The 13,143-nt window shown below is 70.0% G+C and carries 13 protein-coding genes and 2 pseudogenes; 8 read left to right on the top strand and 7 right to left on the bottom strand.

The features are described 5' to 3' along the window. Nucleotides 1-443: 443 nt before the first annotated feature. Nucleotides 444-932: a hypothetical protein gene (locus tag ACF1A5_RS05450; RefSeq protein WP_392191497.1), complete on the top strand. Its 489-nt coding sequence runs from the start codon at nt 444-446 to the stop codon at nt 930-932. A gap of 579 nt (nt 933-1,511) precedes the next feature. Here the strand turns inward: ACF1A5_RS05450 and cpt are convergent. After that, complete coding sequence (gene cpt / locus ACF1A5_RS05455; RefSeq protein ID WP_392191498.1) at nt 1,512-2,045, bottom strand: chloramphenicol phosphotransferase CPT; 534 nt, start codon at nt 2,043-2,045, stop codon at nt 1,512-1,514. 373 nt (nt 2,046-2,418) lie between these two features. On the opposite strand from cpt, the gene aac(6') reads away from it, so the two are divergent. Then, nucleotides 2,419-2,892 carry an aminoglycoside 6'-N-acetyltransferase gene (gene aac(6'), locus ACF1A5_RS05460; RefSeq protein WP_392191499.1) on the top strand — a complete coding sequence of 158 codons (474 nt, stop codon included), beginning with the start codon at nt 2,419-2,421 and terminating at the stop codon, nt 2,890-2,892. Between the two features lie 169 nt (nt 2,893-3,061). On the opposite strand, the gene ACF1A5_RS05465 is transcribed toward aac(6'), so the two are convergent. The 3 genes from ACF1A5_RS05465 to ACF1A5_RS05475 all read right to left on the bottom strand — a co-directional run bounded on the left by ACF1A5_RS05465 (nt 3,062) and on the right by ACF1A5_RS05475 (nt 5,323). Continuing rightward, on the bottom strand, nt 3,062-3,460 hold the full coding sequence (locus ACF1A5_RS05465; protein WP_392191500.1) for a VOC family protein: 399 nt from the start codon (nt 3,458-3,460) through the stop codon (nt 3,062-3,064). 160 nt (nt 3,461-3,620) lie between these two features. Next, on the bottom strand, nt 3,621-4,193 hold the full coding sequence (locus ACF1A5_RS05470; protein WP_392191501.1) for a dihydrofolate reductase family protein: 573 nt from the start codon (nt 4,191-4,193) through the stop codon (nt 3,621-3,623). Between the two features lie 203 nt (nt 4,194-4,396). After that, the gene (locus ACF1A5_RS05475; RefSeq protein ID WP_392191502.1) at nt 4,397-5,323 is read right to left on the bottom strand and encodes a YcxB family protein; all 927 of its coding nucleotides are present in this window, start codon (nt 5,321-5,323) and stop codon (nt 4,397-4,399) included. Between the two features lie 312 nt (nt 5,324-5,635). On the opposite strand from ACF1A5_RS05475, the gene arsM reads away from it, so the two are divergent. Beyond that, nucleotides 5,636-6,529, top strand: a complete 894-nt coding sequence (gene arsM / locus ACF1A5_RS05480) for an arsenite methyltransferase (RefSeq protein WP_392191503.1) — start codon at nt 5,636-5,638, stop codon at nt 6,527-6,529. Nucleotides 6,530-6,610: 81 nt separating this feature from the next. Here the strand turns inward: arsM and ACF1A5_RS05485 are convergent, their stop codons facing one another. Beyond that, entirely contained in the window at nt 6,611-6,871 is a 261-nt protein-coding gene (locus ACF1A5_RS05485) for a hypothetical protein (protein WP_392191504.1), read from the bottom strand. Between the two features lie 134 nt (nt 6,872-7,005). Next, nucleotides 7,006-7,965 (bottom strand): ArsR family transcriptional regulator, encoded by a 960-nt coding sequence (locus ACF1A5_RS05490; protein WP_392191505.1) that lies wholly within the window; start codon nt 7,963-7,965, stop codon nt 7,006-7,008. A gap of 205 nt (nt 7,966-8,170) precedes the next feature. On the opposite strand from ACF1A5_RS05490, the gene ACF1A5_RS05495 reads away from it, so the two are divergent. The 5 genes and pseudogenes from ACF1A5_RS05495 (at nt 8,171) to ACF1A5_RS05515 (ending at nt 12,190) form a co-directional block, all read left to right on the top strand. Then, on the top strand, nt 8,171-8,686 hold the full coding sequence (locus ACF1A5_RS05495) for a MarR family winged helix-turn-helix transcriptional regulator (RefSeq protein ID WP_392191506.1): 516 nt from the start codon (nt 8,171-8,173) through the stop codon (nt 8,684-8,686). Then, a pseudogene (locus ACF1A5_RS05500) lies at nt 8,677-9,922 on the top strand (MFS transporter); the annotation flags it as partial. The gene ACF1A5_RS05495 and the pseudogene ACF1A5_RS05500, both read left to right, overlap by 10 nt. Before the next feature lie 127 nt (nt 9,923-10,049). After that, nucleotides 10,050-10,598, top strand: coding sequence for a GNAT family N-acetyltransferase (locus tag ACF1A5_RS05505; RefSeq protein ID WP_392191507.1), 549 nt, complete (start codon nt 10,050-10,052; stop codon nt 10,596-10,598). Nucleotides 10,599-10,655: 57 nt separating this feature from the next. Beyond that, the gene (locus ACF1A5_RS05510) at nt 10,656-11,387 is read left to right on the top strand and encodes a hypothetical protein (RefSeq protein ID WP_392191508.1); all 732 of its coding nucleotides are present in this window, start codon (nt 10,656-10,658) and stop codon (nt 11,385-11,387) included. Between the two features lie 34 nt (nt 11,388-11,421). Continuing rightward, nucleotides 11,422-12,190: pseudogene (locus ACF1A5_RS05515) on the top strand (transposase). 105 nt (nt 12,191-12,295) lie between these two features. Here ACF1A5_RS05515 and ACF1A5_RS05520 read toward each other — a convergent pair. Continuing rightward, nucleotides 12,296-12,739, bottom strand: coding sequence for a cytidine deaminase family protein (locus ACF1A5_RS05520; RefSeq protein WP_392191509.1), 444 nt, complete (start codon nt 12,737-12,739; stop codon nt 12,296-12,298). Nucleotides 12,740-13,143 lie beyond the last annotated feature (404 nt).

Below are 13,143 nucleotides of genomic sequence, written 5' to 3' on the forward strand. Positions count from 1 at the left end.
TATGTACATGGCTTCTATTTTTCCGGATGCACGTCAGGGCTGCCTGCTCACTCGGCCCGCCGCCCTCGGGCTACAGCCTGATGCTCGTCACGGCGGACGCCGTCATGCTGATCCTCAACGGTGCCGCGGTGGTGCCGTGGAACGTGTGCACCCCCCTTAGCGCGACTCACCTTGCTGTCGAGGGAGCGACACGCCGGTGTATTGGGTGAGCGAGCGTCAGAAGATCACCTTAAAGGGCTAATCGTATGTCAATACGCTTATCTCCATTGGGGTTTGTGTCGCGCTGTCCGGTCGGGGGAGAGGTGCGAGGGCGCAGGAAATACCCCGTTCGGCGCTCCGAGAGCAGCTATCCGAAACGCCCGAAATGACAGACGTGGGGGTGATCGTTACGTTCAATCTCGTACCGGCTGTCGAGCCGGTGTCCGTGAGACAGGAGAAGCGACATGAAGACCTCTCGTTCCACTGTTGTCACCGCAGGTGTCGCGGCTGCCGCGGCTCTGGTGGCGACGGGTATCACCTACGCCTCGGCCGCTTCGGTGCCTGCGGCGGCACCGGCGGCCCCGGCGGTCCAGGCGGCTCCGGCCGCTCCCGCGGCGGCTCCCGCAGCGGGGCCCATGGACGGCGGTGCGCAGAAGGGCGGCGACTACGACGAGGGCCGCATCCTCGTCAACGAGCGCTCCTACTCCACCCACTCGGGTGACTGCATCACCGTGATCAGCGGCCTGGGTGCCAAGACCCTGAACATCCGCAACGACAGCCGCAAGACCGTCGAGGTCTTCCGCGGGGTGGTGTGTGACAACGGCGCTCCCGTCGCCACCGTCGGCCCGCACAGCTCCAGCGACGGCGTGCACGTGCGGCACACCAAGGGCGTCAAGGTCAAGGACGGTGTCGTGGGCAGCTTCCGCGTGGTCGACCACGACTACAAGGACTGATCCCGCGCCGACCGAATGATGCGGAAGCCCCGGCCCGCCGGAATCGGGCCGGGGCTTCGGCCTGCTCCATTGTCCGACACCCGCGCCCCGGGCACACCCCACTGGTGCCGGACAGCAGGCGCCGCCGTCCCTGTCCGGAGAGCCGCCTCCCTCGTTTCGCCGACCTCAACAGCCGTGCGGTTCCCGCCGGACCGCCGCCCGCCGGCGCTGGCCCCCGCGCGGTGACCGCCTGCTTCCTCCCGCCCGCCCGGGTACCGCCGAACGGGTGACGGCAGCAGATATCTCCTGCCGTGTGCGGATGCTCTTGCCCGGGACTGGGGTCGGGAGCGGGCCGGGACGGCAACCGGAGCCGGGCCAGGATCGTGCCTGGCGGGGGAGGGGGTGCGCCGGGGCTGTGGCACGGCGTGGGATGGCCGAGGTGGGGGAGGGCCGGGGCGACGGCGGGGGAGTCGTCGGAGTCCCTTCCGGTGAACGTGCGACTCCGCCGGCGCGTCGAATGTGTCGCGGCCCCGACTGGGGGGCAACGGGCAACAGCGGCGGCATCCCGTGGAGCGTGGGAGCCGAGAGCCGGTCCAGCGATCAGCCGACGTGGGCGGCGATGCTTCGCGCGCACTCCAGGGACTCGGAATGCGTCGTGTCCACCTCCAGGTCGTAGAACACCCCCTGGTGGACCGCATCCGCCTGCGACGCGGCCATCCCCTGGACGCGGTCTCCGCGTGCTACCTCGCGGCCCGCGGCGACCGCGCTCTCACATCTGACGCCGACCCACAGCACGGCCAGTGGGCCCAGAGCCTTCTGCCACCGCTGCTGGGACGCCGCTCCGCCGAGGAAGACTTCGTCGATGATGACCCTGGCGCCCGCCCGGGCCATCGCCACGATCCCCTCCCTCCAGGCCGCCTCCAGGGCCCGGAACTCCGCCCCGACGCTCACTTCGCCATCCGCTGAGAACGCGATTCCTTCGTCCGACGCCTGCATCCTCGCGGGCAGAGCGTCGACGAACGAGTCGCAGCCGAACGCCAGCCACGGATCCGGCAGTACGGCCTGCAGACACCGTACGATCCCGGACTTCCCCGAGCTGGAGCCGCCGTTGAGCATGATCACCTGAGTCGTCACCGCGCCACGGTAAGGCCCTTCCCCCACGGCACGAAACGAATATCGGCACACACCGCTCCGCAGCCGACCCGGGGCCTGGACGCACGGAAGCCTCGCGGATCCACGGATTGGCGAGGGCTCGTGTACCGTGCAGCGGCCGACAGGCGTCGTACTTCCGGGCGCCGTCCTCCAGCAGCCACGGCTGTGCCTGCTGATCGAACTCCGGCGGCCCGCCGACCCGGTACGAAACGCGGTCCGGCTCCTCCGAGGCCTCGGCCTCCACGTCGGTCACCGGGTGCCCCTGGGGCGACCGGCGGGTGTGCGGGCGGGGGCGGGTGCGGTCCTTGGGGCTGTTCCGACGGAAGCCTTCACCTTCCCTGCGAGGATGGGCGGCATGGAGCTGCGCGGGGAGAGGGTCGTTCTGCGGTCCGTGGCGGACGGCGATGGTGAGAGCCTCGACAGGATCGTGAGGGAGCCGGAGGTCGCGGCGTGGTGGTCGCCACCCGACGACTACGCGGGCATGCTCGCCGTCGTTCTCGAGGGTGAAGTCATCGGAGCCGTCCAGTTCGAGGAGGAGACCGACCCCGAGTTCCGCCATGCCGGCATCGACGTCTTCCTGACGGCGCGGCAGCACGGCAAAGGTCTGGGCACGGACACGGTGCGCACGTTGGCGCGGTGGCTGGTTCGGGAACGCGGCCACCACCGGCTGACCATCGATCCCGCCGCGGCCAACACCGCCGCCATCCGCTGCTATCGCCGGGTCGGTTTCAAGCCCGTCGGGATCATGCGGGCATACTGGCGCGATCACCGAACGGGCGCCTGGCAGGACGGGCTGCTGATGGACCTGCTCGCACACGAACTGGACTGACGGGGGCGGATGCTGCGTTGGGCCCCGTCTGCCCTCCTGCCCCAGGGGCCGTCCGCCGCCGCTCGGCCGTGCCAAGGACGAGCGAGGATGAACAAGCGGAACCTCAGCACAAGCTCGGACACTGACCCCGACGAGCCCCCCGGCATCAGGGGAACGGCCCAGCGTGACTTCAGGACGCGTGTGACGAGAGCGGTTGGAGCCGGGCACGCAGGAGGCAGAATTCGTTGCCCTCCGGGTCGGCCAGGACGTGCCAGTTCTCGGCGCCGGTCTGCCCGACGTCGACGGGCTTGGCGCCGAGAGCGAGCAGCCGCTCCAACTCCGCGTCCTGGTCCCGGTCGGTGGCGTTGACGTCGATGTGCAGTCGGAGCTTCCCGATCCGCGGGGCGCTGCTGGGGCTGAGCACGAGGGTGGGCTGCGGACCGCCGAAGCCGTCGTCGGGCGGCCCGATCTCGATGCTTCCGTCGTCCTCCCGGCCGAGTTCGGCGTAGCCGAGGACCTTGCTCCAGAACGCGGCGAGCCGCTCGGGGTCGGCGCAGTCGAGGACCAGCTCACTGATGCGGCATGCCATGCCCGTCAGTGTACGGAGCCGACCCCGGAGTCGAACGTCGGACGCGTGCTGAAGCGTGACGCGCTGCACGGTCGTGGGCAGGCACAGGGCGCGGACGAGTTCGTACCGGGTCGTCCACCCGGCCGGCTGCCGGTGTCCGTGACGAGCGCCGGAGCCGCCGTCAGCGGATCACGTCGAACACGTTCTTCTGCACGCCGTTGGCATAGGCCTCGTGCTCGACCAGCTTCAGCTTCTGCGTGTCCTTGTCCGTGGTGCTGAAGAGGCGCTTGCCCGCGCCGAGCAGAAGCGGGAAGACGAGCAGGTGATAGCGGTCGATCAGGCCGGCGTCGGAGAGGGCCTGGTTCAGGGAGGCGCTGCCGTGGACGATGATCGGGCCGCCCTCGGTCTCCTTCAGTTCGGCGACCTCGTCGAGCGAGCGCAGGATCGTCGTCTCGCCCCAGTTCGACACCAGGTCGTCCTTGCCGAGGGTGGTGGAGACGACGTACTTCGGCATCACGTTGTAGTCGGCGAAGTCCTCCATGTCGGGCCACACCGGGCTGAACGCCTCGTAGCTGGTGCGGCCCATGAGCATCGCGGTGGCTTCCCGCTGCTCACGGCCCTTGATGTCGAAGGCCTCGGGGAGGAACTCGATGTCCTTGAAGGTCCACCCGGCGTTGCGGTACCCGGGCTCGCCGCCCGGGGCCTCCACGACTCCGTCGAGGGATACGAAAGCGGTGCTGATCAGGGTGCGCATGCTGGATCCTCGATGTCTCGTGTGCGGTTGTCGGCGAAGTCGGTCGGCGCAGTCTTCCGCCGCACTCGCGGCTGACGCGCACCGAACATGGTCTCTGACTGCCGAGCGTGAAGAAACTCATCGGACGTGCCGCGGGTGCGCAGCATTTTCTGGGGCCACTTACCGCGGAGAGTCGGCGGGCCCGCTCGGAGACCGTGGCCCGCTCAGAAGTCGTGGCACACGTAGGCGCCCGCGGGCTCCCGGGCGATCCGGTCCGAGCCCCAGCAGTGGAGCATCGGCCCGACGCGGTACAGGACGGCGCCACCGGCCAGCAGGACAAGGACCGCGAGTACTGCGGTCACGATCCGCATGGCCGTCATCCGCCGTACGAGCCACCAGGCCCCGGCGACCGCAAGCGCCCCCAGCCCCAGCATGACGGCCGACATCGGGGCGGTGTTGTTCTGGATCCCGGGAAAGCGGTCCGGGTGCGTGGCGTGCCGGACGGCGGCGAAGGCGAAGAAGAACAGCAGCAGCCCCAGCAGCAACAGTCCGACGGAGCCGGCCCCCCGGCCTACGGCCCGGCCCCGGCTCCGCGGGCTTCCGGGCGCCTCGGCGTCCGCGCGCACGAGCCGCCGGTCGAGGACTGCCCGCAACCGGTCCACCTCCTCCGGGTCCGCGACGGCCCGCTTGGGCAGGACAGCGAAGCCGACGGCGGACTTGTCGGCGCTGAGCAGTACGAACAGCTCCGGCGTCTCGACATAGCGCGAGTAGAGGTGCCAGTCGTGGCCGGCCGAGCTGTGCGCGGTGGTGAGGCGGACCCCGGTGTCGTCGACCGTCCCGCAGATGTCCCCCTGCCGTTCGGCGAGCCGGTGGAGGCGGCGCGCCTGCAACCACGGCACCGCCGTCATGAAGGCGGCGAAGAGCACCAGCCCCACATACAGCGGCACCCGGCGGCCGGAGCCGGCCGAGGACAGCAGGGCGCCGACGGCCGAGACCGCCGACGTCCAGATCAGCGCCCGGCGCTGAAAGCGTCCCGCGCCGGTGTTCCTCGCGCGTGCCCGCAGCGCGGAGGTCAATTCGCCGACGGTCGGCCGGTAGGCCAGCTCCACCGGTCTCTCGGCGACCGTTTCCGTTTTCCGGCCTTTGGCCATGTCCCCTTCCCCGGCTCGGTGATCAACCGGATCGTAGACGCCTTCTCGGCCGCTCCGGCGACCTGCGGTGGTCGGTGAGCCAGGGCCCCACCGGTCACCCTCTACGTACCTGACGTCCGAGGACAGCTGGGCTGGTCCCGGTTCCGCGGCCCGCGCCGCCTGCGTCCGGTCAAGCTGCACGCCGACAAAGGGCTGCTGTTTCGATGTTTCCCTATGTTGACGTTTCTCGATTCAAGGCGCAAGGTGGCATCAGCGAACGTCGATGCAGGCCGTTCCCCGGTAGCGCCCTACCACGTGATCCAGGAGTGCGTCATGAGCGAACAGCCCACCGACCTGCGGGAAACCGTCCGCAGGCGGTACGCGGCGGCGGCCGTGAAGGTCACCGAGGGCGGTACCGCGTGTTGCGGGCCGCAGCCGGTCGAGGTCGACGAGACTTTCGGCTCCGCCCTCTACGGCGCCGACGAACGCGACACCCTGCCCGCCGAGGCCGTGGCCGCCTCGCTCGGGTGCGGCAACCCGACCGCCGTCGCCGCGCTCCGGGCCGGTGAGCGCGTCCTCGACCTCGGCTCCGGCGGCGGCATCGACGTCCTGCTCTCCGCCCGCCGCGTCGGCCCCACCGGCAAGGCGTACGGGCTGGACATGACCGACGAGATGCTCCAACTCGCCCTGGCGAACGCCGAGAAGGCGGGAGCGACGAACGTGGAGTTCCTCAAGGGCACCATCGAGGCCATCCCGCTGCCCGCGAACACCGTCGACGTGGTCATCTCCAACTGCGTGATCAACCTGTCCACCGACAAGCCGGCCGTCTTCGCCGAGACCTTCCGCGTCCTGAAGCCCGGCGGCCGGATCGGAGTCTCCGACGTCGTCGCCGACGACGCCCTCACCATCGGACAGCGAGCCGAACGCGGCGACTACGCCGGCTGCATCGCGGGCGCCCTGTCCTTCGCCGAGTACCGCCGAGGCCTCGCCGCCGCCGGGTTCACCGACATTGACATCATCCCCACCCACCCGGTCGCCGACGGCATGCACTCCGCGATCGTGCGCGCCGCCAAGCCCCTGAACACCGACCCGCCCACCGTGACGGCCGAGTCCGCGGACGCGTGCTGCGGCGTCAGCGCCTGCTGCACCACGGCGGAGACGTCCGCCGACCCCGCCGTGCCCCTCACCGAGGCCGAGACGGAGTCGGGCTGCGGCTGCCAGAGCTGATCCACGAGCCCCGCAGGCGACGTATCGAGCCATCGACGTATCGAGCCATCGACGTATCGATCGCCGTGCGACCGAGACCGCTCAGGCGCCGGTCCGGTGCTGTCCTTCTTCCTCGGATGCGGTGCTCGGACGTGCGCGGCCGGTGAGAGCGGTGACGAGTTCGGTGACTTCGGGGCGGCGGTCGGTGACGTGCCAGGCGATGGCCAGCTCCGCTTCGGGCAGACCGAGGACGGGCCGGTAGACGAGGTCCGGGCGCTGGTAGAGGCCGACGTTGCCTTCGGCGATCAGTACGACGCCCTGTCCGGCCCGCATCGACGAGGCGCTGAGCCGGTTCACCCCCAAGGGCGCGGGCGCCCTCCTCGACCACTGACCACACCTGGCCCCCGCCGCACGACACCCGGCCACAGCCCCACGACGACCTCGGCGGCGCCGGCCGGTGCCGCGCGGCGGCCGGGCCGGGCCGGCGCCCGATGGTGTCAGCGGCCGGCGGTGTCGCCGCCGAGAAGACGTGCCCCCAACGGACTCAGGGCGTGCAAGACCGCGCCGCCGGTGCGCGTCGTGGTGATCAGGCCGGCGTTGCGCAGCACGGTGGTGTGCTGACTGGCAGAGGGCAGTGACACGCCGACGCGGTCGGCGAGCGCCGTGGTGGTGGCCGGATACTGCAGCGAAGCCAGAACGGCCGCCCGGGTGCGCCCGAGCAGGGGGCCGAGCGCGTCCGGGCCGCAGACGGGGGAGTCTCCCGTATGCATCGGGTAGATCAGCACGGTGGACTCCCCGGGCCGGTACATCAGCGCGGGCCCGCCGAAATACGACGGGACCAGTACGAGGCCCCGCCCGCACAGCGGTACGTCGACGGTGACGCGGTCCGGCCAGGGAATGTGCAGCACAGGTGGTTCCCAGCGCCAGCAGGTACCAAGCGTGGCCAGCAGTCCGTCGACGCCGCCACGCAGCAGGGCCTCGGACCGTAGTGCCCGGTCCGCACCGGCACCGGCTCGCACCCATGGCCACAAGTCGGCCAGACTGGAGCGGAAGTAGCGCCGCAGGTCCTTGGCCAGTTCCTCGCGCGCCTCCGACGCGCCTTCGGCCAGTTCCCGCAGTCGATGCCCATGGCGCGCCGGGCCGCGCAACTGCGCTATGTCGGAAGCAAGTTGCTCGGAAGGTGTCTGAGCCGCCATGGCAGCGCCGATATCGATGTCGTCCGTCAACTGGACCAGGAAGTCGGGTAAGAACCCGTCCTGGGGGACGAGATCGAAGAGGATCCCGGCCTCGGTGGCGGAGCGACTTCGGCGGTGCCATCGTGCAAGTTCGGGCCGCCTGCGGTGCAGTCCGGTTGTTCCGGCGCGCCCGCAGCGCACGCTGAAGGCTGCTTCCTCCAGGGCGTCGGGCCCCTTGAGGGTGATCTTCCGCAGGTCGGCTTCGGTGAAGTGCAAGCGCATCATGTCGGTTGATCCTTGCCTAGTCAGGCGCCTTCAGCCAGGGCCCAAAGGCACGGCGGCGCGATCTTCCAGCGCGCAGGCCGTCTCCCGGTGCCTGGTTTCGCAGCCCTTTCAGGTGCCTCGGTGGAGAAGGGCCGGGCGACTGTCACGCCGGCGCGGACCGGGAAAACAATAGTGCTTATATAAGCGCTCTTACAGTTGCCTGATGACCGACCCCCAGGCACCCGACCTCCAGGCACTCGACTCGACGCAGCAGAGCCTCTGGCGGCCCCTGCGCCTCCTCCAGGCCTCGATGGACGCCGACATCGCCCGGATCTACTCCGCAGAACGGATCGACGGGCTCAAGCCGAGCTTCGTCATGGAACTGCTCCGGCTGCACGCCCGCGGCCCCATGACCATCACTGAACTCGCCGACTCGGTTCACCGCACGCATTCGGCGCTCAGCCAGAAGGTCGCCGCGATGCGCGCGGCGGGCTGGGTCGAGACCGTCGTGGGCGACGACGCGCGGAGCAAGAAGGTGATGCTCACCGACCAAGCCCGCCGCGTCGTCGGTCGCCTGGCGGCGGAATGGCGTGCCACCGAGGCCGCCCTCGCGGACCTCGAAGCGGAGATTCCCTACCCGCTCTCCCGGGTCGTCGCGGATATCGAGCAGGCTCTGGAGCGCAAGACCTTCCACGACCGGATCGCCGAGAAGCTGGCGGAGGACCCCGCATGGGGCTGAGACGCACGCTGCTCGACGTGACTCCGTTACGGTCGTCACCGGCGTTCCGGCGGTTGTGGATCGGCCAGACGCTGTCCGGCTTCGACAGTCAGATGACGCTCGTCGCCGTGGCGTTCCAGGTCTGGCAGACGACGAGGAGCGCCATGTGGACGGGTGCCATCGGGCTGGCGCAGGCGATTCCTCTCGTCGCGCTCGCGCTCTTCGCCGGATCGCTGGTCGACCGAGGGGACCGGCGGAAGTTGTATCTGCTCACGACCGGCGGGCAAGCCGTGTGCTCGCTCCTCCTCGCGCTGCAGGGCTTCCTCGGACACCTTCCCGTGGCCGGAGTCCTGGGGCTGGTCGCCGCCCAGTCCTGCCTGGTCGCCTGCGGTGGCCCGGCTTCCCGCACGTTCCTTACTCACCTGCTGCCCCAGCACCAGTTGGCAGCGGGACTGGCGCTGAGACGACTCTCCTTCCAGGGCGCCATGCTGGTGGGTCCCGCTCTGGGCGGACTGATCGTGGGCGGGTGGAGCATCGGCGGCTGCTACCTGATCGACGCCTTGACGTTCGTCGCCGCGCTCTACGGCGCGTTCGGCTTGCCGCGCATGGAAGCCGGCGGCGAGGGCGCACGGCCGGGCCTGCGGGAGGTGCTGGACGGTCTGGCCTTCCTCGGCCGCACTCCCGCCGTTCGCGGGGCCCTCCTCACCGACATGGCCACCACCGTGTTGTCGATGCCCATCGGCCTGTTCCCTCTGGTCAACGCGGAACGGTTCGGCGGCAACCCGCGGACGCTCGGACTGTTCCTCACGGCCATCGCCCTCGGCGGCGTGGCCGCGTCCCTCTTCTCCGGGACCTTCACCGGGCTGCCCCGCCCCGGCCTGGTCATGCTGGGCGGAAGCGCCGTGTGGGGCGCGGCGTTGACCCTGTTCGGCATGTCACCCGACCCGTGGACCGGATTGGCCTTCCTCATCATGGCCGGCGCCGCAGACACCGTCTCCGTCGTGTCCCGGGGCACCGTCGTCCAGACGCACACCCCGCGCGAACTGCTGGGCCGCGTCAGCGCCGCTGAGCAGATCGTCGGGCAGGCCGGGCCCGACATCGGCAAACATGCGCGGCGGCCTGGTCGCGGACGCCACCTCGGGAGCAGCGGCTCTCGTCAGCGGCGGCCTGCTGTGTCTCGGCGCCGTCGCCTTGGTGGGCGTCACCACGACGGACCTGCGCACTTCCTCGGCCACACCCCCTCCACAGACGGCCGCGGCCGGCCCGTGGGCTTGGCTCCGGCGGCACAAGGAGGACGCTTGGCTGGAGCAGCTGTCGAGGCGCCGCGTCGGCCGGGCTCCAAAACCCGGTGCGAGCGTGCGGGAGGGCTCCCTACCCTGCGGGCATGCGTCTTCGCGAGGAACTTCCCAGTGACAGAGAGACCGTGCGGAACCTTCACCTGCGGGCGTTCGGTGACCACGGCCGTGTCGTGGCCGACCTGGTCGACACCCTGCGGGACACCGTGACTCCCGGGGACGGTCTCTCACTAATCGCCGAGGACGACGGGCAGTCCGTCGGGCACGTCATGTTCACCCGCAGTCTGCTCGACGCCCCTCGGCGGCTGGTCGAGGTGCAGGTGCTCAGCCCCCTGGCTGTCACACCCGAGCACCAGAAGCGCGGTGTCGGCTCGGCCCTGGTCCGGCACGGGCTGAAGGTGCTCGCCGAGCGGGCCGTCCCGCTCGTCTTCCTGGAAGGCGATCCGGGCTACTACTCCCGTTTCGGGTTCGCGCCCGGCGGCGACCAGGGCTTCCGAAAGCCCTCCTTGCGCATTCCGGACGGCGCCTTCCAGGCCATCAGGCTGCCGGGGTACGAGACGTGGATGAACGGGACGCTGGTCTACGCAGAGCCCTTCTGGCGGCACGATGCGGTCGGCCTCCGCGACCCCGGCGCATAGGGCTGCCAAGGGCTGTCCCGTAAGTACCGAACTATCGTCTCGGCAGCGCTGGGCGGCATGATGACCTATGTGACGAACAGCGCGGATCTGCACCCTGTCCGGTTGCCGGGTTACGGCGATGAGCCGTTCACTCACCGGCCTGAGCTGCTGAACGAGCGATTGTTCTGGCTGGCACACCTCCACAACTGGGCAGACAGTACAGACGTGGAGGAGCTGTTGTACGGAGCCGACTACGAGGCGGCCGGAGCCTTCCAGCGCCGGTTGTTCGAGCAGGCCGACTGGCCCACGTTCACCATCCCGCTACGGGCCGGCCACCGCGTTCATATCGTCTACCGCACGTTCGAGGAGGACGAGGGAGTCGACTATCTCCTGCACCACCCCGACTGGGACCGGGTCGAGCTCCTCGCCACGGAGGAAGGCCACTTCATGGGCCCCGGACTGGCCTGGCCGGAGTTGGTCGCGGCGGCGGGCAACGCCTTGCCCGGTGGCACCACCACAGACCCCCACGCCCGCTTGCTGCTCCTGCTGCCCGCCCTCGGCGACGATGCCCTACCCGACGATGCGAAGGATCGCCTGGCGGCTGCCTTGCGGGCCCGCACCAAGGCCGAGGCCGCCGACACGCTGGCCGCCGCTCTCCTCGAAGCCCAGGGCCTGTGGGGTCCGGCGCGCTGGACGACCACGGAACGCGGTGTCCGTGTCAACGACGGCGAGTACTCGGTTCGCAATCCCGCAAAGCTCGCTCTACCTCCCGACCGCCTGGCCGGCGTTTCTGTGGGGCTGGCTCCTTGATCGGTTCGCAGCAACGGCTGCGATGATCTGGGCCGTGGTTGGTGTGGTTACGGCGTCGGAGCCGCCCTGGACAGCCCCGTACACCGGGCTGAGCCCACGCGTCTTCGGCAAGCTGGTGGCCCCAACTGCGGCGCGAGGGCGCCGATGCGTCCGGCCGGGGACGGTCAGGGAAGCTGTCGTGGGAGGACCGTGTGCTGTTGGTGGCAGCGTACTGGCGGACGAACCTGACGCTGCGACAACTGACCCTGCTCTTCGGGGTGTCGGAGTCCGCGGCCGACCGGGTCATCGACCACCTCGGCCCGAAGCTCGCACTCCAGCCGCGCAAGCGGTTCGCGAAGGACGCGGTGCTGATCGTGGACGGCACCCCGGTTCCGACCCGGGACCACAAGGTGGCCGAGCAGTCGAAGAATTACCGCTACTCCATCAACCATCAGGTGGTCATCGACGCTGACACCCGGCTGGTGGTCGTGGTCGGCCGACCGCTGCCAGGGAACCGAAACGGCTGCCGGGCCTGGGCCGAGTCCGGCGCCAAGGCCGCTGTCGGGAACACCACCACAATCGTCGACGGCGGCTACCCGGGCACCGGACTGGTCATCCCGCACCGCCGCCGCAAGGGCGAGGAACTCCCGGCCTGGAAGCAGGCCCACAACAAGAGCCACAAGCAGGTGAGAGCCCGCGTCGAGCACGCTTTTGCCCGCATGAAGACCTGGAAGATCCTGCGCGATTGCCGCCTACGTGGTGACGGCGTCCACCACGCGATATCCGGCATCGCCCACATGCACGACCTCATGCTCTCCGGGTAAGCGCCCGGTCGTCGCAACGGCAGGACGATCCCGACCGCGAGAACGATCATTCACGGGACACCCCTCAGGGCACTGCTGTTACGACGTGACGGACCGTTCGGGAGTTCACTCGGCGTCGAGCTGGTGGTCGGCCCAGACGTAGCTTTCGGGGAGCAGGTCGGCGATACCGACGGTGCGGACGAGGTCGCCTTCGCCAACGATGACCTTGAGGGCGGGGAAGTAGTCGAGAAGGACCTGACGGCATCGCCCGCACGGGGGTACGACCCCCCGGTCGCGGTCGCCCACGGCCACGATCGTGTCCAATTCGTGCGCCCCCTGGGCGGCCGCCGCGCCGATGAGGACCAGTTCGGCGCAGGGGCCTCCGGTGAAGTGATAGGCGTTCACCGCCGTCACGATCCGGCCGTCCTGAGCGCGGCCCGCGGCGGCCATGGTGTGGTTGTCACCCTGGCAACGAGTGCGGGCTACGTGAGCCGCAGCCCGGATCAGTTCGTGGTCGATGGGGTGGCTCTGCACGGTCGTCTCGTTTCCTCTGGCTTCGTCAGGTGTCAAGCGACGTTGACCTGAGTGACGTACCTCCGCAAGTGAATATCGGCATGTTCCGCCGCTGGACCGGCGCCGCGAGGGGAACGACGACCAACGGGCCGCCCATCGACTCCACCCAGACAGGGGAGGCCTGGGCCGCATCAGCCGTGGTGGACGAGGGGAGGCTCATCCCGTCAGTGTGGCTCCAGCCACTGACAGTTCCTCGCCCGGGCGCACGCGGAAGCAGTGCCGCACGTTGCCGGCCCGGGCGGACATTGAACCTGGACCTGACCCCGGACGCCCGCACCGCCCGCGAGAGGGTGACGGCCTGACAGCCGCGATCGCAGCAGCCCCCCGCATCGGCTGGTTCGGGATGGTCGGCGAACTCCCGGCGCTCGTCACGGCAAGGGCTCACGCGGCCGGCAGCCCGG

Source organism: Streptomyces sp. NPDC014864 (assembly GCF_043081525.1).
Lineage (GTDB): Bacteria > Actinomycetota > Actinomycetes > Streptomycetales > Streptomycetaceae > Streptomyces.

Coding starts and splice junctions, on each gene's coding strand:
- ACF1A5_RS05450 (WP_392191497.1), top strand. CDS start 444: ATGAAGACCTCTCGTTCCACTGTTGTCACCGCAGGTGTCGCGGCTGCC.
- ACF1A5_RS05465 (WP_392191500.1), bottom strand. CDS start 3,460: ATGGCATGCCGCATCAGTGAGCTGGTCCTCGACTGCGCCGACCCCGAG.
- ACF1A5_RS05470 (WP_392191501.1), bottom strand. CDS start 4,193: ATGCGCACCCTGATCAGCACCGCTTTCGTATCCCTCGACGGAGTCGTG.
- ACF1A5_RS05475 (WP_392191502.1), bottom strand. CDS start 5,323: ATGGCCAAAGGCCGGAAAACGGAAACGGTCGCCGAGAGACCGGTGGAG.
- arsM (WP_392191503.1), top strand. CDS start 5,636: ATGAGCGAACAGCCCACCGACCTGCGGGAAACCGTCCGCAGGCGGTAC.
- ACF1A5_RS05490 (WP_392191505.1), bottom strand. CDS start 7,965: ATGCGCTTGCACTTCACCGAAGCCGACCTGCGGAAGATCACCCTCAAG.
- ACF1A5_RS05495 (WP_392191506.1), top strand. CDS start 8,171: ATGACCGACCCCCAGGCACCCGACCTCCAGGCACTCGACTCGACGCAG.
- ACF1A5_RS05505 (WP_392191507.1), top strand. CDS start 10,050: ATGCGTCTTCGCGAGGAACTTCCCAGTGACAGAGAGACCGTGCGGAAC.
- ACF1A5_RS05510 (WP_392191508.1), top strand. CDS start 10,656: ATGATGACCTATGTGACGAACAGCGCGGATCTGCACCCTGTCCGGTTG.